General features: G+C 42.9%; 17 protein-coding genes. 6 read left to right on the top strand and 11 right to left on the bottom strand.

Features of this window, described 5'->3' with window-relative positions:
• Positions 1-93 precede the first annotated feature (93 nt).
• From SY85_RS23045 to SY85_RS23025, 5 genes are all read right to left on the bottom strand, one after another.
• The gene (locus SY85_RS23045) at positions 94-3543 is read right to left on the bottom strand and encodes a pyruvate carboxylase (protein ID WP_066408236.1); all 3450 of its coding nucleotides are present in this window, start codon (positions 3541-3543) and stop codon (positions 94-96) included.
• A 289-nt stretch (positions 3544-3832) separates the two neighbouring features.
• Positions 3833-6910 carry a peptidase MA family metallohydrolase gene (locus tag SY85_RS23040; RefSeq protein WP_066408234.1) on the bottom strand — a complete coding sequence of 1026 codons (3078 nt, stop codon included), beginning with the start codon at positions 6908-6910 and terminating at the stop codon, positions 3833-3835.
• Between the two features lie 135 nt (positions 6911-7045).
• On the bottom strand, positions 7046-11593 hold the full coding sequence (locus tag SY85_RS23035) for a chemotaxis protein CheB (protein WP_066408232.1): 4548 nt from the start codon (positions 11591-11593) through the stop codon (positions 7046-7048).
• A gap of 60 nt (positions 11594-11653) precedes the next feature.
• A complete protein-coding gene (locus SY85_RS23030; RefSeq protein WP_066408230.1) occupies positions 11654-13183 on the bottom strand; it encodes a GAF domain-containing protein in 1530 nt (509 codons plus the stop codon).
• Complete coding sequence (locus SY85_RS23025) at positions 13156-13746, bottom strand: biliverdin-producing heme oxygenase (RefSeq protein WP_066408229.1); 591 nt, start codon at positions 13744-13746, stop codon at positions 13156-13158. Before SY85_RS23025 ends, SY85_RS23030 begins: the two co-directional genes overlap by 28 nt.
• A 111-nt stretch (positions 13747-13857) precedes the next feature.
• Here SY85_RS23025 and SY85_RS23020 point away from each other — a divergent pair, with 111 nt between their 5' ends.
• From SY85_RS23020 to SY85_RS23010, 3 genes are all read left to right on the top strand, one after another.
• Positions 13858-15477: an acyl-CoA carboxylase subunit beta gene (locus SY85_RS23020; RefSeq protein ID WP_066408226.1), complete on the top strand. Its 1620-nt coding sequence runs from the start codon at positions 13858-13860 to the stop codon at positions 15475-15477.
• A 274-nt stretch (positions 15478-15751) separates the two neighbouring features.
• Complete coding sequence (rnhA, locus tag SY85_RS23015; protein ID WP_066408225.1) at positions 15752-16225, top strand: ribonuclease HI; 474 nt, start codon at positions 15752-15754, stop codon at positions 16223-16225.
• Positions 16226-16227: 2 nt separating this feature from the next.
• On the top strand, positions 16228-16899 hold the full coding sequence (locus tag SY85_RS23010) for a Dph6-related ATP pyrophosphatase (RefSeq protein ID WP_066408223.1): 672 nt from the start codon (positions 16228-16230) through the stop codon (positions 16897-16899).
• Between the two features lie 342 nt (positions 16900-17241).
• Here SY85_RS23010 and SY85_RS23005 read toward each other — a convergent pair whose 3' ends face one another.
• Positions 17242-17793: a DUF6580 family putative transport protein gene (locus SY85_RS23005; RefSeq protein WP_066408222.1), complete on the bottom strand. Its 552-nt coding sequence runs from the start codon at positions 17791-17793 to the stop codon at positions 17242-17244.
• A 69-nt stretch (positions 17794-17862) separates the two neighbouring features.
• Positions 17863-19083, bottom strand: coding sequence for a mannose-6-phosphate isomerase, class I (gene manA, locus SY85_RS23000; RefSeq protein WP_066408220.1), 1221 nt, complete (start codon positions 19081-19083; stop codon positions 17863-17865).
• A 41-nt stretch (positions 19084-19124) separates the two neighbouring features.
• Here manA and SY85_RS22995 point away from each other — a divergent pair, with 41 nt between their 5' ends.
• Positions 19125-19481 (top strand): YraN family protein, encoded by a 357-nt coding sequence (locus SY85_RS22995; protein WP_066408218.1) that lies wholly within the window; start codon positions 19125-19127, stop codon positions 19479-19481.
• 132 nt (positions 19482-19613) lie between these two features.
• Here SY85_RS22995 and SY85_RS22990 read toward each other — a convergent pair whose 3' ends face one another.
• Both SY85_RS22990 and SY85_RS22985 read right to left on the bottom strand, forming a co-directional pair.
• Positions 19614-20222: an XAC2610-related protein gene (locus SY85_RS22990; protein ID WP_066408216.1), complete on the bottom strand. Its 609-nt coding sequence runs from the start codon at positions 20220-20222 to the stop codon at positions 19614-19616.
• A gap of 72 nt (positions 20223-20294) precedes the next feature.
• Positions 20295-20798, bottom strand: coding sequence for a YkgJ family cysteine cluster protein (locus SY85_RS22985; protein ID WP_066410088.1), 504 nt, complete (start codon positions 20796-20798; stop codon positions 20295-20297).
• A 203-nt stretch (positions 20799-21001) separates the two neighbouring features.
• Between SY85_RS22985 and xerD the strand changes: the two genes are divergently transcribed.
• Positions 21002-21907 (top strand): site-specific tyrosine recombinase XerD, encoded by a 906-nt coding sequence (gene xerD / locus SY85_RS22980; protein ID WP_066408214.1) that lies wholly within the window; start codon positions 21002-21004, stop codon positions 21905-21907.
• Between the two features lie 96 nt (positions 21908-22003).
• On the opposite strand, the gene SY85_RS22975 is transcribed toward xerD, so the two are convergent.
• Both SY85_RS22975 and SY85_RS22970 read right to left on the bottom strand, forming a co-directional pair.
• Positions 22004-22987 (bottom strand): T9SS type A sorting domain-containing protein, encoded by a 984-nt coding sequence (locus tag SY85_RS22975; protein WP_066408211.1) that lies wholly within the window; start codon positions 22985-22987, stop codon positions 22004-22006.
• 59 nt (positions 22988-23046) lie between these two features.
• Positions 23047-23841: a T9SS type A sorting domain-containing protein gene (locus SY85_RS22970; protein ID WP_066408208.1), complete on the bottom strand. Its 795-nt coding sequence runs from the start codon at positions 23839-23841 to the stop codon at positions 23047-23049.
• A 676-nt stretch (positions 23842-24517) separates the two neighbouring features.
• Here SY85_RS22970 and SY85_RS22965 point away from each other — a divergent pair.
• Positions 24518-25129, top strand: a complete 612-nt coding sequence (locus tag SY85_RS22965; protein WP_066408206.1) for a hypothetical protein — start codon at positions 24518-24520, stop codon at positions 25127-25129.
• Positions 25130-25417: the final 288 nt, after the last annotated feature.

The following is a 25417-nucleotide window of genomic DNA, read 5'->3' as shown; positions in this document are numbered from 1 at the left end:
TTTAGAACAAGACAAAGATGAAAAAGCCATGTTACCAGACGATGAACGCCAGATGAACAGTACATGAGCAAATTGTGTCTTTAATATTAACCCTTATTGGATCTCCAATACCAGGTCGTCAGCTTTTACCATTTTTCCAGGCTGCAGCACTACCCTATTTACTACCCCTTTTTCAGTGGCGGTAATGGTAGTTTCCATCTTCATAGCTTCAATTATAAACAGTGGTTGATTGGCCCTCACTTCCTCTCCTTCTTTGATTAAGAGTTGTGATAACTTGCCTTGTAGTGGAGAGCCTATATGTTTTCTGTTGCCAGGATCTGCCTTTTCATTTTCCTGCACAACAACTTTCAGACTCTGGTCTTTGATCTCAATAATTCTTGTTTGCCCATTCAGGCGCATGAATACTTTACGCTTTCCATCTTCATCCGGCTCACTACAAGTAAGCAGGCGTACCAATATGCTTTTCCCTTTATCGATCTCTATGAGTGTTTCTTCATCATCCTTCAAGCCATAGAAGAAATTAAGCGTTGGAATATGCCACACATCACCATACTCTTTTCTTTTCTGATAATATTCCTCAAACACTTTTGGATATAGCATATACGAAAGAAGATCTGTGTAGGTAACATCATCGCCAAACCGGTGCTGAAAGCGTTCAAATTCAGCATCCATATCAATGGGTTTTAAATGCTCATTCGGCCTGTCAGTGTATGGCTTAATGTCTTTAAGAACGATCTTCTGTAAGGTTGGATCAAAGCCTCCTACCGGCTGTCCAATATCGCCTTTAAACATGGAGACGACAGATTCCGGAAATGAGAGCGCATGCCCCTTCTTTAAAATGTCTTCTTTCGAGAGATTGCCCGTCACCATAAAAAGCGCCATATCACCAACCACTTTTGAACTAGGCGTCACTTTTACAATATCACCAAACAAACTATTTACGTCGCGGTAGGCTTTTTTGATATCTTCCATTCTATCACCTAAACCAAGAGAGTTGGCTTGCGGCTTTAGGTTGGAATACTGACCACCAGGTATTTCATGATAAAACACTTCTGCACTGCTGGCCTTCATACCACTTTCAAAGGGATAGTAATACTCTCTTACTGTTTCCCAATAGGTAGAGTGTTGATTCAATACCTCAATGTTGTAGGGATTATCACGCTCCTGGAAACGCATCATTTCTACAATAGCATTCAGGTTAGGCTGCGACGTTAGTCCCGACATGGCACCTAAACAACAATCCACAACATCCACACCCGCTTCAATGGCTTTTAAATACGTGGCGCTTTGCAGCGAAGAAGTATCATGCGTATGCAGGTGTATCGGTATCTTGACCATCTGCTTCAGCTCGCTAACCAATTCATAAGCCGCCATCGGTTTTAATAAACCACTCATATCCTTTATGGCCAGTATATGCGCCCCACTGTTTTCAATGTCTTTAGCAAACTGCTTATAGTATTGCAGCGTATACTTAGTGCGGGAAGGGTCATGTATATCACCGGTATAACACATAGACACTTCAGCCAATCCTTTGGTTCTGTTACGTACCGCCTGAATACTTTTCTCCATATTGGGCATCCAGTTGAGCGAATCAAAGATGCGGAAGACATCAATACCATTCTCCCAACTCTTAGCCACAAACTCTTCCACCAGGTTATCGGGGTAGGCTTTATACCCTACGGCATTGGCCCCGCGCAATAACATTTGCAATAAGATGTTCGGAATGGCTTTGCGGAACTGTTGCAAACGCTTCCAGGGATCCTCATATAGGAAACGCATACATACATCAAATGTGGCACCGCCCCATACTTCCATGCTAAAGGTTTGCGGGAAGTTTTGCGCAAAAGAGCCTGCCACTTTCAGCATATCAATGGTGCGTACGCGGGTAGCCAATAGTGACTGGTGTGCATCGCGAAATGTAGTATCCGTATAATGGATCTTTTTTTCCTTTAACAACCATTCACTAAACGCTTCTGGTCCCATATCATCGAGCAATTGTTTCGTACCCACATGTATTGGCAGATCTCTATTAAACGGCGGGATCAGTGGCTTTTCAAACTGCTTGTTTTTATCCGGATGCTTTACATCGGGGTGCCCGTTTACCGTGATCTCAGCCAGGTATTTCAACGTTTTGGTACCTCTGTCCTGAGCCGACTTATACGTGAATATATCAGGGTGTTGTTGTAAGAAATTAACCGTGGCATTACCTGCTATAAACTCAGGATGTGAAATAATATTTAACAAGAACCGGATGTTGGTCTTTACACCACGTATACGGAACTCATTCAATGCTCTTTTCAACTTGTGTGTAGCATCATGTACAGTAGTAGAGTGCGCGGTTACTTTTACCAAGAGCGAATCAAAGAAAGGAGAGATCTTAACGCCATTGTATACGCTGCCTTCGTCTAATCGGATACCAAAACCTTCAGCACTTCGATAGGCCAATACCGTTCCATAATCTGGCATAAAATCATTCTCCGGATCTTCTGTAGTAATGCGACACTGTATGGCATAACCATTAATACGAATGGCATCTTGCTTTGGTAGCGCTATTACATCACCATGCAATTCGTTGCCTTGTGCAATACGAATCTGTGTTTTCACGAGGTCAATTCCGGTGATCATTTCTGTAACGGTGTGCTCTACCTGTATACGAGGGTTCACTTCAATGAAGTACACCTTACCAGATTGATCTACCAGGAATTCAACAGTACCAACGTTATTATAGTTAACCGCCTTACAAATGGCTACCGCGTAATTATACACTTCCTGCCGGGCCGACTCCGGCAGGTTAAAGGCTGGTGCCACTTCTACAATCTTTTGAAAGCGGCGCTGCAAACTGCAGTCGCGCTCAAACAGGTGCATAATATTTCCATGGTGGTCGCCCACTATCTGCACCTCGATGTGTTTAGGATTCTCAATGAACTTCTCAAAGAACACGGTATCATCACCAAACGCATTCTTGGCCTCACGGCGTGCTTCATCAAATGATTTTCCCAATTGCTCTTCACTCCGAATGACACGCATGCCTCTGCCACCACCACCAGCAGCTGCTTTTAGCATAACTGGGTAACCGATACGTGCAGCTTCCTGTTCGGCAATATCATAACTGGTCAACGGTTGCTGACTGCTTTCAATCAATGGCACATTACATTGGCGGGCTACCTGCTTGGCCAGTACCTTATCGCCTAATTGTTGCATTACTTCCGGATCAGGGCCAATGAAGATTATATCGCTCTCCCGGCAACGCCGTGCAAACTCAAAGTTCTCCGACAAAAAGCCATAACCGGGATGAATAGCATCGGCACCACAATCTTTAGCCACATGAATGATAGATTCTATATCTAAATAGGGCTTCAGCGGATCCTCATCGGCGCCTATTTGGTACGCTTCATCAGCCTTATAGCGGTGTAGTGAATAACGGTCTTCATATGTGTATACGGCAACCGTTTCAATTTCTAATTCTGTACAAGCACGTAAGATGCGGATAGCGATCTCACCTCGATTAGCAACGAGTAATTTTCGGATGGTTTTGGGTTTCATGTAAAGGGAGTAAATGTTTAATAATGTTAGTTAATTGTTTTGTTAGATCACTTCAAATTGTACTTAGTACACACTCGTATATCCCTAAACAAAACATGCTTTGTGAAAGCATCACAAAGCATGTTCCTGTATAAGAGCCAGTGTAAGATTTTAGTTTCTGTTTACCATACCTCCTTTTTGGAGGAGTGCCACGGTTACCTCGAGTTTTAAAATCCTGTACACACCGCCTATAACCGTGGCACTCCTCTATATAAATCTAAAAACAGGTTCTAACTAGTATATAAAAACCTTACCAGCCCGGTAATAGGTTCAGTCCAAAGTTTCCGTTCTTAAATCCACCATTCTGCCAGGGTATAGCAAAAAAGGGTTCTAACACCAAATAGCCCAAAACATTGACACGCAAGGAAACGCCGCTACTTAAAATGATCTTGGAATCGGCAAAGTCGCGTCCGCCTGTAGAATTATAAAATCCTTCATAATTTCCCCAGGCCACGCCCCCATCCGTAAAGAGGTTCAGATCTGACAAGAAAAAGCGCGACTTGATCCGGGCCAAGCGTTCAGGACCTGTAAATGGCAAACGCAGTTCGGCATTGGCCACATATAGCTGGCTTCCGATCAAATCATTTATAGATAGGGGCTGTTTGTTTACATTGGCATTTTGATCCGTAAAGTCAAGTGCATTATAGCCATGTATTAAATTGGCATAACCTAAGTACAATGGAGGTATAATGCCACTGGCAGCATCCCTGCCAAAGCGACCTATATACATATTGCGGGTTGCCAATGTAATTGGGGCTAACCGAAAATAACGGCGATAATCGGCGGTAAGGTTGCTTTGTGTAACTTCTCCCAGGTATTGAGCTACTTCAACGCGAAACCGATGGCCCGTTAATGGAGCAGCAACTCCAAAATTGGCATTATCACCTACAAAAGCAAAATAGCCTTGGGCTAAGTTGAAACCGCTAGGCGTTTCCAGGCGCTCTTTATCGTTTCCTACATAGGCGCCAGTGGCAGCATCATAAAAATCGCTATAGCGATCCAGGCGGTAATAATAACGCGCAAATGACGCCCCTACTTCCAGTCGGCTAGTTTGTGAAAAGGGATGTATGGCAAATGCCAGTACCTGGTCTTCAAACGTCCGCAATAGATCCAAGGCATAATTATATACAGATACAGTATCGTTGCTATGGTTGGTGATCGTATCCAGGAATACCGTTTGACCACCCGATAAATATGGAATATGTGAAATACTTATACCCCATTGAATACGGCTGGTTCTATTCAGATAAGCAAACTGGGCAGCCACATCATATATTTCACCGTTTAAGGAAATAGCCCCATAGAGCTGGTTATTACCCAGTATATCGCTAAAGATTCCATTAACACCACCCGCCAAGCCACCACCAAATCGACCGGTAGTTACGCCCACTCCCGTACTACCTACATAATCCAATTGAAACTTGGGTTTGAAAGGCACTTGGTCTAACGATCTTACATCCACCAATCCAAAGGGCGTATTTTCTATATTGTTCTTAACGATATCTGTTCCTACGCGATTAAAGGGAGGCAAGGTGGCAGCCGTTGAATCTACATCTCCTGCGTTTACTTCTATTCTTATCAGGTCGCTGCTATGCACCGAAAAGATGTTATAATTATCACCCGTATAGTGGTTATAAGTAATGCGGTCTACCTGGCGTGCAGCGCTGATAGCCGGCGAAAACATAGTAATCCCTGTAATACCGGTAAACAAATTGGTACGCTGTAGTAGCTGGTGTGTGGCTAGGTTGTACGAATACATATTGCGAAAGCCATCTCTGTCCGACAAGAAGTAAATGATATTGTTATCTGCACCAAATATGGGGTTTAAATTATTGGCGCCATTAAAGATGTCAAGATTAGTAACTGCACCAGTTTGTACATTGAGCAAGGCCAGGTTGTGCCAAAAACGGTGTTGCAGGTATTTATCTCCTATACTTTGCGCATCAGTAGCAAATACAATCCACTTACCATCCGGAGAATAAGATGGCTGCATATCTGAGTAGCTATCCTTTGTGAGTTGACGCACCTTGCTTGCCTTTAAATCATAGGCATACAAGTCACCTTGCCCCTCTACCAGTCCAGTCATTACAATTGTATTTCCATCCGGCGACCAGGTTGGGTTGCTGATAGCTGATACACCAGGCACAAATATTTCCCTGACCATTTTTCCGGAGCTCACATCGGCAATGACCAAACTATTGCGTCCTTTAGCAAAGGCTACAAAAGCTATCTGTCGGCTATCCGGCGACCAGGCTACAGAAGATTCATAGGAACTGTATTCGTCGATATGCGACCCAAATGTATTGGTGGTAATTCGTTTTAGATTTTTGCCCGTTTCCGCATCGGCAACAAACAAGTCGATATTAAACAGACTTTTCTCTGTCCAGAAAGCAATGCGCTTTCCGTCTGGACTTAAGGCAGGGACAATATTCAGCTCTCCTGCATTTTTCTTTTGTATCAATTCATTACCAGGAGGCGCCTGTGTATTTGCCAGCAAAGGAGCATAAGCATTTGTTATAGCTGTTTTCCATCGTTTAGAGAATTCCTTTTCATCAATCTTAAACAGGTTTTTAATAGCCTGCTCATAACCAGACTTTGCTGTTTGAATAAACAACCGTCGAATGATGCTATCACCATATACGCCCGTTGTATAGGTCCAAAAGGCTTGCCCCCAACGATAGGGAAAGTATTCATCAGGCCTGTTGGTAAGATCTTTAAGTGTTGGCAGTTTATTTGTAGCCACGCCATTGCGCAACCAAATTGCTGTGTGCGCATCTATTGGCCCGGTTGACATGTATTCTGCCAGGCCCTCTACCATCCAGAGCGGAATATTATTTACTGCATTTAAGGTTAACGTATCCTGTATCAAATGATATTGAAAGGCGTGTACCAGTTCATGACCCAGAACATGATCAGTTTGTGCGTTTGACTCCATAAAGGGCATTACCACCCTGTTCTTTAATGCTTCAGTTACACCACCGGTGGCCACACCAATCTGTCCTTCTATAGCCCGCGTTTGCTGAAATTCTGCATGTGTATTATAAATTAACAAGGGATTACGCAACTCAAAACTATCCTTGAAAATGGTTTGGTGTATACGATACCATTGCTCACTTGCTTGTGCTATGCGATTGCGGCTGGCAACATTATTCAAGTAGTGATAGATCTCAAAATGTGGAGATTGCAAAACCTGGAATTCAAATCTTCTATAGTTGACTTTGTTCCTTCCAAAATATTGTGCTTTCACAGGAAGGGAATAAGAAAAGGCAAGAACAACCAGTAAGTATTTATATAGGGGAAAGATTGTTCTCCAAAACCGGGACTGCATATAGCTGAGTTTCAATTTCACTGCTGGAAACCATGCAAGAATTGAACCATTACAAAGACAAAAACCAAGTCCTACCGGTAATAAAAACAGGCACCAAAAGATAATGATGCCTGCTTACTATGTTTTGAAAATGTGTTAGTTAGATATGCTTTCAGAAGTAGTTGTTACAGCCTTCTGCTTTAAGGGAAGAACAAATGTAAAAGTGCTTCCTTCGCCGGGCTTACTTTTAGCATGTACCAAACCGTTGTGTCGTTCAACGATCTTTTTAGTGATGGCTAATCCAATGCCCGTACCCTCATATTTCTCCCTACCATGCAGCCGTTGGAAGATGGTAAATATTTTATCTGCATGCTGTTCATCAAAGCCAATTCCATTGTCTTGTACCGTTAATTGGCAATACTCCTCCTTGCTTTTTATATCAGGGTCCAGGCTTTTACCAGCGGCTACCTCTGCTTTGATACGAATATGTGGCTGTCCGTCTTCCTTTGAAAACTTTAAGGCATTGCTGATTATATTTTGAAAGACCTGGCGTATTTGTCCTGGTACCGCATCTATTACGGGCAAAGGACCTACTTCTATAACGGCTTGTTTTTCATGAATGGATAGCTCCAGATCAGCTACTACTTCGTTGACGATAGCATTTAAATCGGTTGGTTCAAACAAGCTTTTGATGGATAACCGGGAGTAAGAAAGTAAGTCGTTGATCAACTTGGTCATACGGGCCGAAGAACTAATGATTCTTTCCATATAATCGCTAGCCCCCTCATTAATGTCTTTTAAGTACCGGTCCTTAATAAGGGTACTAAACATATGGATCTTGCGCAAAGGCTCTTTCAGATCATGAGAGGCTACTGAGGCAAATTGGAACAACTCGGCATTGGTTACTTCCAACGCGGCATTCGTTTTTTGCAGTTCTTGTGTACGCTCTTTTACTTTCTGTTCCAGCACGTCAGCCATTTCTTTCTGGTCGTGAATATCAGTACAGGTACCAAACCATTTGACAATGGTTCCATTTTCATCACGCCAGGGCAATGCCCTGGCCAGGAACCAACGGTATACACCATCATAACGACGCAGGCGGTACTCCGTTTCATAGACTTCACCCGTTTCTAATGAGTGCTTCCATATTTCCCATGTCCGCTCATAATCATCCGGATGTAATACCAGCGACCAGCCTTTGTCTTTAGTCGTTTCATAATCTAAACCCGTGTAGTCATACCAGCCCTTGTTATAGAAATCATGATAACCGTCTGGCTGTGTAGCCCATACCATTTGCGGCATGAAGTCGGTTACAAACTTGAATTCTTCGATCAACGCTTGCAGCTCTTCATTCTTTTGCTTCAGCGTTAATTCAGCTCTTTCCACATGCGTTACATCGGTCATAGCACCCACCATGCGGTAAGGCATACCTGCTTCATCAGTAATTACAGCACCTTTATTGTAAACCACGGCAAAACTGCCATCCCTTTTTTTAAAGCGGTATTGCTCCTCCCACTCAGAAGCACCTTTATTGATAGCATCATTAAAGCTTTTTTCTACCCTGCCTTTATCATCAGGATGAATGTTATTCAGCCAGAAGCTGGCAGCGGTAACATTATCTATATTATCATAGCCAAAAACTCTTGCTTTACTATCACTCCACCAGATCTGGCTGTTTACCAGGTTCCAATCCCAAACTACATCACTTGTTGTTCGGGCTATCAGCCGGAAACGTTCTTCGCTGACACTTAGTTCCTGTGTACGCTCAGCCACTTTTGATTCCAGACTTACATTTAGCTGCTTTAAATTTTCCCGGGCAATGAGCAGGTCACTATAACCCTTACGGATCTTTTGTTCGGCCAGCTTTTTCTCATTGATGTTATTTAAGGTGATCACTAAACCATCCATCATTTTAGTAGCCGCCACTTCAAACCACTCATCCTCCCCATTTACTTCAAGCAACATTTCTATATGCATTGGCTGATCTGCCTCTACTACATCAACGCATTTTTCAAAAAAACCGTTTCGTAATAACTGAGGACAGGTTTTCTTTACAGACTGTCCTATATAGGAATTATCCTCCAAACATAATAATTGGGCAGTGGCATTATTTACTGCTAACCACTCAAAATCCGCCACGGCATTCTTCGCATTCCGAATGCTTTTCAATGCCATGATAGAATTAATAGAGGCATTAAACACACCTTTGATAATGCTATTCAGTTCATTAAAGTTGGTAATATCAAAGAAAGAGATTACCGCTCCATCGGTTACGTTATCCTGCCGAACATAGGGCAGAATACGCATGAGGCAAATGCGCTGATTACCGAGGCGCACCTCTTTTTCGATGATATCACTCGTTTGAATCACTTTTTTTATTTCTTCATTCAGATTTTCCTGTTTGATATTGGTAGAAATATGCTCAATTGGTCGCCCAATATCTGATTCAATCAGGTTCACTAACTGAACTGCCGCAGGATTGAACTTGCGGATACGCATGTCCTTATCTACAAATACCTGCCCGATCTCTGTGCTACGGAAATAATTATTGAGGTCATCATTCAGCTCTATCAGTTCTTTTATACGTAACTGATGTTCCGTATTTAACGTATGTAATTCCTCATTTAGTGATTGCAACTCCTCGTTTGAGCTTTGCAGTTCTTCATTGGCCGAAAGAAGCTCTTCATTTGAACTTTGCAACTCCTCGTTTGTCGTTTCCAGACTCTCTACAGCCATTTGCAAATTCAGCTTTGCTTCTTTTAGTTCTTCCTCCAGGTCATTGATATAAGAAACAGACTCCGATTGATGCGGATCAAAAGCTGGTGCTGGTTTATTAAACGTCATTTCATGGCTTTCACCAAATACAATCGTTATATAAGGCTCGCTTTTAGCAGGCTTAACAAACAGGTTGACAAACGTCTCTGTGTTCTCTTCCCGAATACGAACATGCTGTAAGGTAACTTGCTGATTTTCTTTTTTTGCCTTGCGTATAGCCGTATTCAAAGCAACCGACAGATCTGAATTAACCATCTTCAAGATATTCAAAGTGGCAATGCGATCCGGGAGTGATAAATAACGGCGAAAATCACCTACCGCATCTTTGATCTCATAATTATCATCTATATAAATAGCAGCAAAGCCAAACTGGTCAGTTAATATGGATTGCAAGTCCTCGGCCAGCACGTTTGCTTTTGGGCGACTCTTTTCTCCAAAGTCTAACTTGCTCTCTCTTGTACTCCGCACCGTATACCCACTGGTAAACCGCTCACCCTGGTAAGGGCTCACGTCCTTTATTTTTCTGAATACTTTCCACTTTCCATTTACTTCATCCAGGTTGTTTTTGATCACTGAAGGAATTTCACTTGGCCCTAAGAACAGGTATCCACCAGCATTTAGTGCAAACTCCAAAGTAGAAAGCACTTTTCGCTGCAACAGCTGATTCATATAGATCAGCATATTACGGCAGGTAACTATATCGTTTTTGATAAAAGGCGGATCTTTTAAAATATTGTGGCGCGCAAAGACAATTTGCTTACGCAACTGGGGAATAACCGTTAATTGTCCACTGTGCAATGTAAAATACTTTTTCACCAGCATCGGATCCATTTCACTGGCTGCGGCCATCGGGTAAACACCTTTTGAAGCGAATTCAACAGCATCGGCATCAATATCGGTAGCAAAGATCTTTATATCAACCTCCTTGTTGTGGCGGCTGATATATTCATTCAATAATATAGCAATACTATATGCCTCCTGCCCCGTGCTGCAGGCAGTTGCCCAAACTTTCAATACATCGTCCTCTTGTTTCGATTTAAAAACAATGGGTAATACTTCTTCTTTTAGTATGTCAAAAGCAGCCTGATCCCGGAAGAACTTTGTTACGCCAATCAGAAATTCCTTTCCCAATATCTTGCATTCTTCAGGCGATTCACGTAATAGTTCGAGGTACTCTGAAAAATTCTTTTTTCCTAATTGCCCCATACGCTTGCTGATACGACGTAAGATGGTGGGAGCTTTATAATTATGGAAGTCGTGACCACAGTGTGATTCTATAAGCCCTAATACTTCTGGCAACGCTTTTTCGTCAGGCTTACCATTTATACCGCTTCTTACCGGTTGCTCATTGGTATAGGCAAAGATTTCTTCTGGTATTAATTCAGGCGAAAGAATATAATCGGCATAGCCAGCAGCAATGGCGTTGTTAGGCATACCATCAAACTTGGCACTAATAGGATCTTGCACAATAACTAATCCTCCGTTTTCCTGTATGGCATGCGCACCTTTTGTGCCATCACTTCCCGTTCCAGATAAAATAACAGCAATAGCTTTTGAACCCTGGTCCCTGGCTAACGACTTAAAAAAAGTATCAATGGCTGTATTCGGCGCTTTATCTATAACCTTTTGGCTAAGTTGCAAGCGTCCGTTTTCAATGGTGAGCAGCTTATTGTTAGGTATTACGTATACACAATGTGTTTCAACCGCTGCATCGTGCTGCGCCTCTAATACCTTCATATTGGTATGCTTAGATACAAGCTCTACCAATAAGCTTTTATAATCGGGTGATAGATGTTGTATGATAACAAAGGCCAGGTTACCATTAACCGGCATATTGTCGAAGAAGTCATGAATTGCTTCTAACCCACCCGCCGACGCTCCAATAGCTACAATATAGGGTGGTTCATGGTCAGTTGTGACTGGCTTCATAATTTACTACAGGATTAAGGGTATATAGTCGAAATTAGTAAATTCTCCTTTTTACAATTGTTAAACAGTGTTTAGCAGATATTCAACGACAAAATTCCGCAATTGTTCTGCAATCAGCAACTGCTCCTCACTCCATGGATTAGCTTTATTAAATACGGTTTCCTGCCAGAGCTTAAAGGAATTGCGTGGGTGATAGTTCTTTTTGTCCTTTTCAAACTGAACAGCCTCGTTGGGATTGCCGCCCCAATTGATCTTTTGCACAGCCTCTGAACGAAAAACCAGTATATAAAACCCTTTTTCTGCTTGTATGGGCAAGGCCAATAAACCACTGCAAGTTTTGGCATAAGCACTTGCATTTTCAAATACGCCCGTAAGCCTGGACTGGTGATAGAGCTTGTTTATGGATTGACTTTGTAACCAATATACCAGCTCCTCAACTTCCATGCGGTCGGGTGTAGTACCAAAAGACTCAGTTTGCTTGCTTGTATTAATAACCAATCCATCTGCACCAAGAAGATCTAACAACTCTTTTTGCTGGTCTATTAGTCCGCCTATAAGGTCATTTTTACGATATACGGCTTCCATGATCTTGCTTAACCGGAATTGCAGATCGGTCTTATAATGATAAGCATCGCGGTATTGAACAGCCATTATCTTATTGGTTACAACAGATGATAGCATCTCAAATAAAGAACAAACCTGGTACGACAAATATTTTGGCTCCCGATGGTGACAAGCAATCAAGCCCCATAGCTGTCCATCTTTCAATATCCGGGTAGACATGGATGCTGACACCTTCATATTTCGCAAGTATTCTAAATGCACCGCAGCCACACTACGCAGGTTACAATTGGTTAAGTCGGTAAATCCTTGTGTCAGCGGATTAATAACCGGGTATAGCTTCTCTGGCTGGTAATTTACATTTGGAATTAAGCGATAGGGCGTTTTACGATAAAGTTCACGCGCCTGCTTAGGTACGTCGGAGGCTGGAAATTTCAATCCAAGGTAGGCCTCCATCCCCTCTTCTTTTTCCTCTGCTATCACTTCCCCATTCCATTCTTCATCAAAGCGATAGATCATGATCTTATCAAAGCCAGAAATCCGCTTTAATTCACGGGCTACAATCTTACACGTATCATCTGTTGTTTTTACCCCCTCCAGCTCTGCCATAACATACTTCACTTCCTGGTAAATATCCACAAAAGAGTCCTGTGCAACGCCTTTATCCAATCGCTCTAGTTCCATAATAAAATAAGGTTCCTGCGTTTGCAACAGGGCTAATATGTCAGCACCGTTACTGGTCAACACCAAGGGAACTTTATCGATAGCAGCACTCTTTAACCGCACTTGTAAGGCAGTAAACTGATTGGCAGGAATATAATTGGACAAAAGAGTATCCACCACATTTGTAGCGGGCGCTCCTAAAAACGTCTCAATATTTTCGCTGGCTTGCAGAATGGTACAATCAACTGTCTTTACCACCAGCACCGCTCCGTGTGGTTGTATCTGGTTGGTTTGGTGTAAGGGTACACGGCCACAAACCTCGGCTTCGTTTCTTTTTATTACGACTGACGTACTTGTAGTATCCACTGCTTGAATTTTATAAAGGTTTCCCTGGCGGCGTCAATGATCATTGCTTGTTGCGCCTCAGAGGTAAAGGTGTTCAATTGAGAAAGAAATGCCATCCACATAGGGCCTGTTTCTTTTCCATATGCATTGAAAAAACGCAAGTGGCTGGGTTGTAGATCCAGCCTGGTCTTCAACAGCAATTGGGTTATACTCTTGCCCCCCAAGGTGGAGCCCTCTAACACATAAAGTGCGCCAAAAGCTTCTTCTAAAGATTGTATGGATGGAATATTATCACAAAGTTTAGGAGTTTGAGAAAAGCCTAAAGCTTTCAGATCATCTACTAATAAATGGGCTTTATGCCGCTTAGCAATATCGGGCAATACAGAAGCATCTATGATGGCATGAATGGCTTGTTCTACCGGCTTATTATAGCCATAAAAGAGAGACAATAACTGCGCATAATCATTAACAGACTGTACCGACTGAATCTGTGGCACTATCAGGTCTTCCAGTGCCATGTGTTCTGCATTTGTCTGCTTCTTTACATGTTGCGCTAAGGGTGTAAGGGTTTCGCTCGCAAACATTTTTTAAAAATAAGGAAGATGCGGCATTTTGCGCTGTTAAACATTAGATTTTTTGGGTTGATGGCGCGCATCCTCCTTCCTCCTATATTTGTTTGCCCTTAATGGCATATTATGGAAACACAGGTTCAAAGCACTGGTTTAAAAGCCCTTGTTGAAAAGACAAATACTTATCTCCACAAAATATATGAAGGTGGTGGCAAGAAAGCCATTGCCAAGCAAAAAGAAAAAGGCAAGCTTACTGCCCGTGAGCGTATTGATTACCTCATTGATAAAAACACGCCGTTTGTTGAGATCGGCGCCTTTGCTGGTTGGGAAATGTATGAAGAACAAGGTGGCTGTCCGGCTGGGGGAACGGTAGCAGGTACAGGCTATGTGAGTGGCCGTCAGTGTGTGATTGTAGCCAATGATCAAACCGTAAAAGCAGGTGCCTGGTTTCCCATTACAGGAAAGAAGAATTTACGCTTGCAGGAGATTGCCATGCAGAACCATTTGCCTATTATCTACCTGGTAGATAGCGCTGGTGTATTTCTGCCCATGCAGGATGAGATCTTCCCCGACAAAGAACATTTTGGACGCATCTTTTATAACAATGCCCGTATGAGCGCGCAAGGCATCACACAGATTGCTGCGGTTATGGGTGCCTGTGTGGCTGGTGGCGCCTACCTACCTATCATGAGCGATGAAACCTTGATGGTAGAAGGCGCTGGCTCTATTTTCCTGGCTGGCCCCTACCTGGTAAAAGCAGCTGTGGGTGAAGACATCGATATTGAAACCTTAGGTGGTGCCGTAACACACACCGAAATATCAGGCATTGCCGATTATAAGTTCAATACAGAAGAAGAATGCCTGGACCAGGTAAAGAAGATCATTGATAAACTAGGCCATAAAGAAAAGGCAGGCTTTGATCGTGCAGAACCCAAAGCACCAGCTAAAGCTTCAGAAGATCTATATACCATTGTTTCAGATAGTGGCAAGCCATACGACATGGTGGAGTTGATCGAGCGCCTGGTTGACAACTCCGAGTTCGATGAGTTTAAAAAGGATTATGGCAAGACTATCGTTTGCGGCTATGCGCGTATAGATGGTTGGGCCGTAGGTATAGTGGCCAACCAACGCAAGATCGTAAAGAATAAGAAAGGTGAAATGCAAATGGGTGGCGTGATCTACAACGATAGCGCCGACAAAGCCGCCCGCTTTATCTTAAACTGTAATCAAAAGAAAATACCGTTAGTGTTTCTGCAAGACGTTACCGGCTTTATGGTAGGTAGCCGTAGTGAACACGCTGGTATTATTAAAGATGGTGCTAAACTGGTAAATGCTGTGGCCAACTCGGTTGTTCCCAAGATCACCATTGTAATAGGCAACTCTTATGGTGCGGGCAACTATGCCATGTGTGGCAAGGCCTATGACCCGCGCTTTATTTATGCATGGCCTACTGCTAAGATCGCTGTAATGGGTGGCGAACAAGCCGCCAAGACCTTATTGCAAATACAGGTAGCCGCCATGAAGTCGAAGGGCAAAGAAGTATCGCCTGAAGATGAAAGCAACTTGTTGAATAAGATCAAGAGCAAGTACGAAAAACAAACCACGCCGTACTATGCAGCATCTCACCTTTGGGTAGATGCCATTATTGATCCTATAGATACAAGAAAGGTGATCTCTGAAGGCTTACACGCAGCTAATCAAAACCCTGAGATACCAGACCTGAAAGTGGGAGTGTTCCAAGTATGAGGGGATTTGAGATTTGAAGTTTGAAATTTGAGATTTGAATGTGCAAGTAGTCATTCTATCAAGTTGAAATTGATATCAGATATCAACTTCAAAAGTTTGCAAACTGTCTGAGACCGGTGTCTGAGCTTGCAAACTTTTGTAGTCATTTAGCAGTCTTATATTGGAAAATCCGAAAAGTAAATATCGAAATACGAAGGGAAGAGTTTAAGACCTAATCTCAAATTCCAAATATCAAATTTCAAATTCCAAATTCCAATAGTTTTGCACCCTATTTATGAGTGCATCTATTATTATGTATACAGACGGGGCGGCCCGCGGTAACCCAGGCCGTGGTGGGTTTGGAACCATTCTCATGTATCAGAACAAACGCATGGAGCTTTCTGGTGGTTTTCGCATGACCACTAACAACCGCATGGAGCTATTGGCGGTGATTGAAGGTCTGAAAGCCTTGAAAAAGCCAGGACTGAACATTACCATTTATTCCGATAGCCAATACATTGTAAAAGCCATTAAAGAAGGGTGGCTGAAGAAATGGATCGCCACCAACTTTGCTGGCGGCAAAAAGAATAAAGACCTCTGGCTGCAATACCATCACCTGGCCAAAGAACACAACATCCAATTTGTATGGGTAAAAGGCCATGCCGATAATCCGTATAATAATCGCTGCGATGAACTGGCAACGGCTGCTGCCGATGGTAAGAACCTGGCGGTAGACGATGTGTATGAAGCTGAAATGAAATCCTTATAAATATGCAAACCGCATTAGTATCATGGAGTGGTGGTAAAGACAGCTGTTTTGCTGCACACCAGGCCATGCAGCAAGGCCTGCAGCCAAAAGTATTATTGAATGTATTAAATGAAGCAGGCCAGATCTCCCGTTCACACGGCATCCCCTCTTCTATTCTGCAGGCACAGGCAGCGGCCATGGGCTTGCCTATTCACATGATCGCCGCCTCCTGGCAGGAGTATGAACAGCATTTTACCAATGCGCTTTCACAACTAAAGCAGCAGCATGCACTTACTCACGCCATCTTTGGCGATATTGACCTGGATGCGCACAAAGAGTGGGAAGAGAAAGTCTGTAATAATGCCGGCTTAACAGCCGTTCTTCCTATCTGGCACCGCAACCGGAAAGAATTGGTATTGGAAATGCTGCAATGGGGACTGGAAACCATTATTGTTAGCTGCAACGAAGTAATGGGTCCTTCCTTCTTAGGCAGAACATTAACAACAGATATGATTGCAGAACTGGAAGCATTAGGTGTAGATGCTTGTGGCGAGAATGGCGAGTATCATACACTGGTCAAAAACTGCCCTTTGTTTAATCATCCATTAAAAGTTACCACATCTAACCCTGTTCAGCATAGCAACTACTGGTTTACGACGCTGAAATTGTCTGAACCGGGATTTGGGGAGATTTAGGGATTAGGGAGAAGAGAAGATGACAGATGATGGTTGGCAGTTGACAGGGAAGAGAATAATGAACAAGGATTTCACGCAGAGGCGCAGAGACGCCGAGAAAGTAACTTAAAGAATAAGAAAAGCTCAAATAAAAAAGCACTCCGATGTAGGAGTGCTTTTCTTTTATATCCCGCCACTTCTTAGCGTCTTTTAATCTTTGCGCCTTTGCGTGAAACTCTTTTTCTCCTTTCCTCTGTGCGAAACCCTCATCTCCGCGCTCTCCGCGTTTCTGCGTGAAACAATTTAGCGCGAAGCGCTCACAACGGGAAATAAAAAAGCCCCGCATTTTGCGGGGCTTCTGTTTTAAGCGATTTGTGTATTTCGATTCAATACAAAACGTTGTACTAAGTAGTAGCCTCCAAAGAAAATAACAGAGAATACTAATGTGCTAATTAAATAGCTACGGTAAAAAGGCAATGCGTCTGTATAGCACATCATCAAACCACCAAAGTTTTTAGGACGGCTATAGCCACCACCGTTTGCCCAAACAATAAAATTGCTGATCAGGAAGTAGGTAGTAGGTGCAGCTACTGCAGCTGTAGCAATACGTGCTACATTCCAGCTTTTCACCATAAAACCAAACAAGGTTAAAGAAGCCAACAATACATAGTTGGTAACCTGACCTGAATAAAAACCGCTGTAAGGGAAATAGCCATTAACAAACAATACTTCCATCAATACATCAGAAAGCAGCATAGAGATCATTGGCACTACAAAAGCCAACTTTTTATCCTTTATCATAGCTCCACCAAAAATGGCCATAGCAATCTGTGGCGCAAAGCCAAACAAACGTGATACAGATCCTACAATGATCAACAAGCCAATAGCAACCCAGAGCGATTTATTAAATTTCATGTATGTTCTTTTAAACAGCGACAAAAATAATGGAAGAAAGCTTATGTACACGGCAAATTTTCTACAGGGTTATACACATCCTGCAGTAGCCCGGTAAACCTTTCCGCCAGCACCAGACTGCAGTTCCACTTCTGTCTGCGCACAAACAAATGCAGCCTCCCCTTTACGAATGGATAGAGAAGCCCCCGCAGCTGTCAAACTCACTTCCCCTTCCAGGCATAGGAAGATTTCAGCACTGTCAGTCAATAGCGTTTTTAAATACCCGGCTTCCACCTCGTACTGGTAAATGCCAAACTCCGGAACCGGCGCCTCGTAAAAGGTTTCTGATCCTGAAGCTTTTATGATCTGCGGAACAGTACCAACAAATTCAGTATGCTTCAATAGTTCAGGCACATCTATGTATTTATCGGTCAGTCCTGCTCTTAATACATTATCTGAATTGGCCATGATCTCTACGTTTTGTCCCTCCAGGTAAGCATGTGGCATACCGGCGGGTTGAAAGATCCCCTCCCCTTTTTGCAGGTTCAGCAGGTTAAAAAAATAAACGGAAAAAATTCCGCGGTCGTACTGGCCGTCTTTGCAAAACGATTGGATAGCTCTTGCTGCCCAAAAATCTTCAGACGACTTAGCCAGTTTTCCGGCTTCGTACAACGGTACTACCCGCTTGGCCAAAGGCTCCAGCCGGGCATTTACTTCTACTTGGGGCAGGGTCATTACTTTTTCATAAAGCCCTTTATATCCCTCTTTTTCAAATACAGGCGCCAGCGACTGCAATTCGGGCGTACGATCAATGACTTGTTTTAATTCTGCCTCCGGTTTAAACCCATGTAGCAGCCAAAAGGAGCCCAAGGCTACCATCAGCTCCGGTTTATGATTATCGTCTTTATAATTGCGGTTAGAGGCGGTAACAGGTATATCAGCCTCGTTCTCCAGCAGAAATCCTTTTTCGGCTTCTACTTTCGAAGGATGTACTTGTATGGAAAGCATCTGGCGCACATCCAGCACTTTTAATAAATAGGGCAATGCATGGAAACGCTCTTCAACTGGCACACCTAGTACATTAGTAGCATCCTGTTGTATAAAGGCATCCAGGTTTTCAGTTGTAACACCCACCGCCTCAGTAGGCGTACTAACAAGCACCTTGCTCGGATGATTGGGATGCGCCCCCAGCCAGTATTCAGCAAAGGGTTTCGCTTCGTTATTTTCCTGATTTAATAGTTGTGGCAGGTAGTCATAACCACCCCAGGCATATTGCTGCACTTTTCCTTCCAGCTTAAAGATTCGTTGCACGGTTAATTTGGATTGATTTAAATTGGGGCTAAAGATAACGCATGGCGTTACACAATACCCTTGGTAAAACGGGAGAAGATCTGGCAGATGCTTATTTTAGTGAAAGAGGCTATACCTTACTGCACCGCAACTGGCGCTTTTCCCACTACGAGATTGATATCATTGCCCTGAAAGAAGATAAGCTGCATTTTATAGAAGTGAAGATGCGATCCTCTAAAATCTATGGCCACCCCGAGGAAGCCGTTACTAAAAAGAAGTTCCAGTACCTGCTTAATGCCGCCAATGAATTCCTGCACCAACATCCCCATTACCGCCATGTGCAGTACGATATCTTAGCTATTAATCAATACCGGAATCAAAAGCCGGATTATTTCTTGATTGAGGATGTGTATCTGTAGAAAAGATTTGAAATTTGGAATTTGAGGTTTGAAGAAGCAACGACCAGATATTCCATATCTTAGGGTGATACATCAAGAAAAGGAGACTCTTTCCAAGATATGGAATATCTACTGTCCTTATTTAAGATCACGTTAAGGGGTTTCTAACTTGATTAGTGGCTGATAAGACCAATAGTTGTACTCTTTAGGTAGGGCCATAACTTGCAAGGTTTTAACCGACGTCTTTTTAGTTTGGTAGTTGGTTGAGGTTAACGTGTAAATGGCCACTTTGTCAGGGATGGTAATGTCAATATCAATATGTTCTAAGGTGTCTAACCGGTGCCCCTTCCATTTTAGTTTGGTAGCATCACCGCCACCATTTCCTACATAGTATCCTACAACTATTTTTTTGTCAAAGTAAAAAGTAGGATTAGCTAAGGAGCTTAACTGTTCGCATGGCTTAAACTTTTTCTTTATGTTGTCGTATAAATAAACAGTAACCCTATTTTTCAGGCCTGTTCCAGAGTCGGCATAGTACTCAATTAAGAGGTCTTTATAACCGTCTCCATTTAAATCCATTAGTGTATCCCTGGCCCCTACCCGGTATTCATAATTGCCATCACCGCTTTTTAAATGGGAAATAATTGTTTGAGCCTGCTTTTTCTGAAGTGATGTTTGCCCATAAGACTGCCCAACTACAAGTGAAGAAAACAAGAATAATAACGTAGGGTAAAACAGTCTCCTTGAATAGCCTTTTCGCATTTCGTTTTTCGAATTTAAGACCTGAAGGATGGCATTTGGATTTTGGTATTTGTTTTTTCTCCTTTGGAATTTTCACCTAAGTATTCCTACCCTTTCCATCATCTTCTCTACCATCTTAAACGTAGCCGGACAATACTGTACATTTTGTTTGTGCACATGCATATAATCCACCATCTTCTTTTTCGTTAGGTGGGGGAAGTCGGCACAGTCTTGTGGCCGGATGGCATAGATAGAACACATATTGGTCTTTAGGTCCAGGAACTGGCAGGGTTGGCTGACATTCATCCACTCGCCTTGCTTGTTCTTGTACAGCCACTTGGCTTTAAAGTCACTAATGCTCATTCTAAAATGGGTGGCTATCCGCTTTATGTCCTGGAAGGTATAAGTAGGTGTCATATTACGGCAGCAGTTAGAACAGGCCAGGCAATTGGTTTCTGCCCATACCTCCTTATCCACTTCTTCCGCTATCAGGTCTAATGTCTTAGGTGGTTGCTTCTCCAGCTTAGTTAAGAAACGACGCAGGCGGGAACGGCTCTGGATCACACTCAGGTTGAACTTCTTAAGATAATTCGACATAGGGAATGCTTCTCTCCCTAAGATAGGCATTTCGTTGAAGAATGGATGTACTTTTGAAAGCTGCAAGCTGCACGCTGCACGCTTTAAGCCGTGAAACGTGAGACGTGAAAGGATGTCCTATCATTCGGTCACTCTTTGCGTGCAGCGTGCAGCGTGCAGCGTGCAGCTTGTAGCCAAATCTGAAATCTCAAATCTGCAATTAAATGTGGTTGCCCTATAAAAAAGGATTTAAAGCTTATCTGCAGCTGGAGCGTTCGCTGGCCAATAATTCTATTGAGGCCTATTTGAACGACATAGAGAAGCTGACTACTTTTTTAGAAGACCAGCAGTTGGCAAAAACACCCGACCAGGTAACCCTTGCTGATTTACAGAAATTCATTAAATGGATTGCAGAGCTGGGTATGACGCAAAGCTCACAAGCCCGTATCATTTCAGGTATCCGCACGTTTTATAAATTCTGTTTACTGGAAGATATTTCCAAGAAAGACCCCAGCACTTTATTGGAAGCACCTAAGCTGGTACGCCACCTACCCGATACACTTTCCTTTGAAGAGATTGAACTGCTCATTTCACAAGTTGATCTAAGCACTCCTGAAGGCGGACGTAATAAGGCTATTTTGGAAACACTGTATAGCTGCGGACTTCGTGTAAGCGAGGTCGTTAACTTAAAAATATCACAGTTGTTTTTAGATGTAGGCTTTATCCGTGTAATTGGTAAAGGCAACAAAGAGCGGCTGGTGCCTATTGGTAGCGATGCCATCAAATACATTGGCATTTACCGGGAGCATATCCGCAATACTATAAAACCAAAGTCGGGTGAAGAAGATATACTTTTCCTCAACCGCAGAGGAAGCCGGCTAACGCGAGTAATGATCTTCCTGATCATTAAAGACCTGGCAGCAAAAGCCGAATTGAAGAAAACCATCTCACCCCACACCTTCCGCCATTCCTTTGCTACGCACCTGGTAGAAGGTGGCGCCGACTTGCGTGCGGTGCAGGAAATGCTGGGACATGAAAGCATTACTACTACAGAGATCTACACACACCTGGATCGTGAATATCTACGCAAGACATTAGAGAATTATCATCCGGCTTTTACCAATAAGTAAGCAGAACCACGCAAATGATAACTGGCAGTCGATAGTTGACAGTCAGAAATAGAGCCTCTCAACTGCCAACTACCAACTGTCAACTAAATACGTTCTCTACTGACTCACCATCACTGTTGCTTTGTCTTTAGAACCATTTGCATACAGTACCTGAATAAAATAAATACCACTGGTTAGATTGGAGGGCAATTGAAGTGTACAAGGCATTGAATAGTCAGACTTCCCCAACATTTTATGTACCACCCGTTGGCCGCCAGATGTCAGTAATTGTATAGATACTGGTGTAAATTCCTTCTCTGCAAACTTTAGATTCAAGATACTACCAGCGCGTGAAGGATTGGGGTAGGCGATTACTGAATGAACTTCAGATTCATTTGTATCCGTTACCAAATGGGCTGCCGGTTCCTTATCAGTTTTAATCGGTGCAACAGAAATAATCGTATCAATGCCATCTTGATCATAATTGCTTATAGTGGTATCTGCTACAACAGCAGAATCTATTTCAACACCTATTCCAAAACAATCTTCATACAACACATATGCAGTAGTGTCAATTCCTTCCACAGAATCAATTGGTGCAAAAACAACATCACCGGTAATTCCACTAAATGCGCAAAACTCTTCTGAGGCCACTACTTTACCAGCAACAGGTGGAGGTGGGATATTTTCTTCTGGTACTGAAAGCGGCATGCCCATCGTCACAATCGTAGTTAGATTTTCTTTTGCACCGCCATTAGATAATGAAATATCTGGAACTACATCTCCCACCACGCGGTCTTTAGGCCCACACGACTTCAACATCACAATAAACGCTGGCCAGGCAATATGGAAGAAGTAACGCAGCCAGGGGATGCGCTTCTTTGGAACAGTGATCTCGCGATTCAATTGATCCTGGTGAAACCGGCCACATACTGAACCAACTGATTTCTTAAAGAAAGCGGCTAACTCACGGTCACTCATATTCGTAAAATCAACTACCGTTTTCTGACAAGAACCACAAAAGCGGCCCTTATCTTCTGGCGTCATCTGGTCCCAGTTTTCATGGCAAGGCTTGGGTATAGTAAGGTTGAATTTCTTCATAAACAAGCGGTTTCTTATAAGATGCACACACCAAAAATTTCCATACGGTTCGTATAGATTTATAATACTTGAATCTTTTCGGTAAATACTTTCTTAGAATCAATACTCGTGAGGGTGATAACATATTGGCCAGGTGTAAGTGCAGGTAATTCGGTACGTAGCAATCCTCCCTTTTGTTCCAGCTCCAGCTGCTTTGTATATACCGGTCTTCCCTCGATGGCTACGATTTGCATAGAGTACGCTCCTCTTGCCAACTTTTTGCAATCGATAGTAACTGTACCATTTGATCGTGCAGGATTAGGATATACACTAAATTGATTAAAGGCTGTATCTTGTTTTGCATTACTGATTAATGGAATTGCTTTTTTAGTTCTTTTCGGATTATGTATAACCATTACTCCTCCTGCAATACCCTGTAACGCTGACGTTAATGCCATATCATTTCTCACTGTATCGTATTGCAGCTTATCTCGTGTAACCTCCTGACTGAGTTTATTAATGGGTGAATCAGTTTTACTATGAACAATGCTAATCTTTTCAACACGTTCCACTTTCTGCCCAGTTGCTTTCAGAGAAAACAGAAAAGCTGGCAATGTAAACTGAAAGAAGTAGCGCAGCCAAGGAATACGTTTAGTTGGTACTGTGATATTCCGCTCAAGTTGGTCTTTTACAAAACGTCCACAAACACTCCCTGTTGGCTTTTTAAAATAGGCAGCCAGTTGCTGATCGGTCATATTAGTAAAGTCAATCACTGTCTTCTGGCAAGAGGCACAAAACCGTCCCTTTTCAACCGGTGTCATTTGATCCCAATTTTCGTGGCAAGGCGTAGGAATAGAAAGTGTAAACTTGTGCATAAGCTTGCGGTTTTCTACAGGATGCCCTTGTTGGTACTATTACATAATTTGTATGTACGTTTTTTTCGATAGTAACTTATTAGCATAACTATTAATAATATGCCTGCAAAAGCGATTATGGCTTACGGTGTTGAGCTATAGTTTTTGTATCTTTAGCGTCTTCTCTACAAGAGTTATTTCGACTCTATTTATTCCATTTTCTTTATTATCTCTAATGAACTCTTACCGGTTGCCAGGTGGCGTGGTACAGGCCAAGGAAGGGCTGTGGAAGGGCTGATGTACGGGTGAGGTACGGGTGAACCTACACGTTCCCTACTGACTTATAGGACGTTTCCTAGACGTTACTATGAAGGACGTATGACGTAAGGTGGAGGATGTCTGAACCGGGATTGGGGGAGATTTAAGGATTTGCGGGAATATGGCTGATGTAAGGATGGCTGATGGCTGATTGGAGAGGGAGAGCAGCTGCTGAAATAAATTACGCCTGCCAAAAGCAAGAGGCGTTACAGCCGGCATCCGGATGGAGCGCGCAAGAGGGCTGCTCTTCGAGGGGGCCGGCGTGTGACATTCAAGGCAATTTACATGTGTATAACTAAAGAGGCTGCGGCTTGTAAGGATAAAAAGGAAGGGTTATTTTTACTAAATAGTTTAGTATTAAACTTAAAAAAACAACCCTATGGCACGACAGGCAGGACCACTCTTTATTACCGGCACCATTGACGATATGGTGTTTTACCAGATGAACGGCAGGTACTACATGCGCCTAAAAGGCGAACCCACCACTGGTACCAAAAAACGCATGAGCCAGGACGAACACTACCCACTGCTGTGCCTGCGCAAGCGGGAGTTCAAGGAGGCTTCTAAAATGGTGCGCAAGTGGTACTACACCCTGCCCAAGACAGTGCGCAAACATGGGCTGTTTGGCAAGCTAACAGGTAAGGCCGTACGGATGTTGCGCAAAGGCATGACGGAGGAAAAGATCAAGGCCTTACTGTTGCAGGAGTTTGGAAAGGTGAAGCCAACTGTTGAACAGACTATCCCTACGATGACTGTAGAAACAGATAATGCACCCAAATTGGTTTCACTACCAGCTTATACTCCACCTAAACCCAAACGCAAAAGCAAAAAGCTTACTACTGGCCGCTTATCGTCCTGGCAGGTGAGTGAGCAGGGACAATTACAGAAAGAGGTAGTCAAGCCAAAAGCAATAGCGACTAAACAAGATAGTGGTACGAGCTTGTATGCTACCCAAGGATATTATAGTACCTGGACATGCAGTGGGTGGTAATTGCCCTTAAGAGATTGAAGCAGATAGGATGCTAGAGCTAGGTACTAAGTTGCTGTCAGCTTTTCTTTTAGATCTAGTAATATGGCTAGGCCAATAAGCTCCTGCCGAGACCGTAAATTATTCTAAAGTAGTATACAAAACCTCAGCCTCAAGATTGCTGCTTCCCCCTATTAGGGGCCTCTAGATAAAGATTTAGATAAATTTCCCCACAATTACTTTGAAATACAAAGTACTTTCGTTTACTTTGAACTGCAAAGTGAATTAAAGCACCATAAGGGCAGAAACTGG

Source organism: Flavisolibacter tropicus, from assembly GCF_001644645.1.
In the GTDB taxonomy this organism is placed as follows: Bacteria; Bacteroidota; Bacteroidia; order Chitinophagales; family Chitinophagaceae; genus Flavisolibacter; species Flavisolibacter tropicus.
Note: the sequence above shows the minus strand (reverse complement) of the source record. Positions and strands in the feature narration are given on the sequence as shown.

Excerpts from the sequence above, each read along its gene's own strand:
- SY85_RS22995 (WP_066408218.1), top strand. The coding sequence starts at position 19,125 with ATGGCGTTACACAATACCCTTGGTAAAACGGGAGAAGATCTGGCAGAT.
- SY85_RS22990 (WP_066408216.1), bottom strand. The coding sequence starts at position 20,222 with ATGCGAAAAGGCTATTCAAGGAGACTGTTTTACCCTACGTTATTATTC.
- SY85_RS22965 (WP_066408206.1), top strand. The coding sequence starts at position 24,518 with ATGGCACGACAGGCAGGACCACTCTTTATTACCGGCACCATTGACGAT.
- SY85_RS23005 (WP_066408222.1), bottom strand. The coding sequence starts at position 17,793 with ATGAAATTTAATAAATCGCTCTGGGTTGCTATTGGCTTGTTGATCATT.
- SY85_RS23020 (WP_066408226.1), top strand. The coding sequence starts at position 13,858 with ATGGAAACACAGGTTCAAAGCACTGGTTTAAAAGCCCTTGTTGAAAAG.
- SY85_RS22985 (WP_066410088.1), bottom strand. The coding sequence starts at position 20,798 with ATGTCGAATTATCTTAAGAAGTTCAACCTGAGTGTGATCCAGAGCCGT.
- SY85_RS23040 (WP_066408234.1), bottom strand. The coding sequence starts at position 6,910 with ATGCAGTCCCGGTTTTGGAGAACAATCTTTCCCCTATATAAATACTTA.
- xerD (WP_066408214.1), top strand. The coding sequence starts at position 21,002 with ATGTGGTTGCCCTATAAAAAAGGATTTAAAGCTTATCTGCAGCTGGAG.
- SY85_RS23025 (WP_066408229.1), bottom strand. The coding sequence starts at position 13,746 with ATGTTTGCGAGCGAAACCCTTACACCCTTAGCGCAACATGTAAAGAAG.
- SY85_RS22970 (WP_066408208.1), bottom strand. The coding sequence starts at position 23,841 with ATGCACAAGTTTACACTTTCTATTCCTACGCCTTGCCACGAAAATTGG.
- SY85_RS23035 (WP_066408232.1), bottom strand. The coding sequence starts at position 11,593 with ATGAAGCCAGTCACAACTGACCATGAACCACCCTATATTGTAGCTATT.
- SY85_RS23045 (WP_066408236.1), bottom strand. The coding sequence starts at position 3,543 with ATGAAACCCAAAACCATCCGAAAATTACTCGTTGCTAATCGAGGTGAG.
- rnhA (WP_066408225.1), top strand. The coding sequence starts at position 15,752 with ATGAGTGCATCTATTATTATGTATACAGACGGGGCGGCCCGCGGTAAC.
- SY85_RS22975 (WP_066408211.1), bottom strand. The coding sequence starts at position 22,987 with ATGAAGAAATTCAACCTTACTATACCCAAGCCTTGCCATGAAAACTGG.
- SY85_RS23010 (WP_066408223.1), top strand. The coding sequence starts at position 16,228 with ATGCAAACCGCATTAGTATCATGGAGTGGTGGTAAAGACAGCTGTTTT.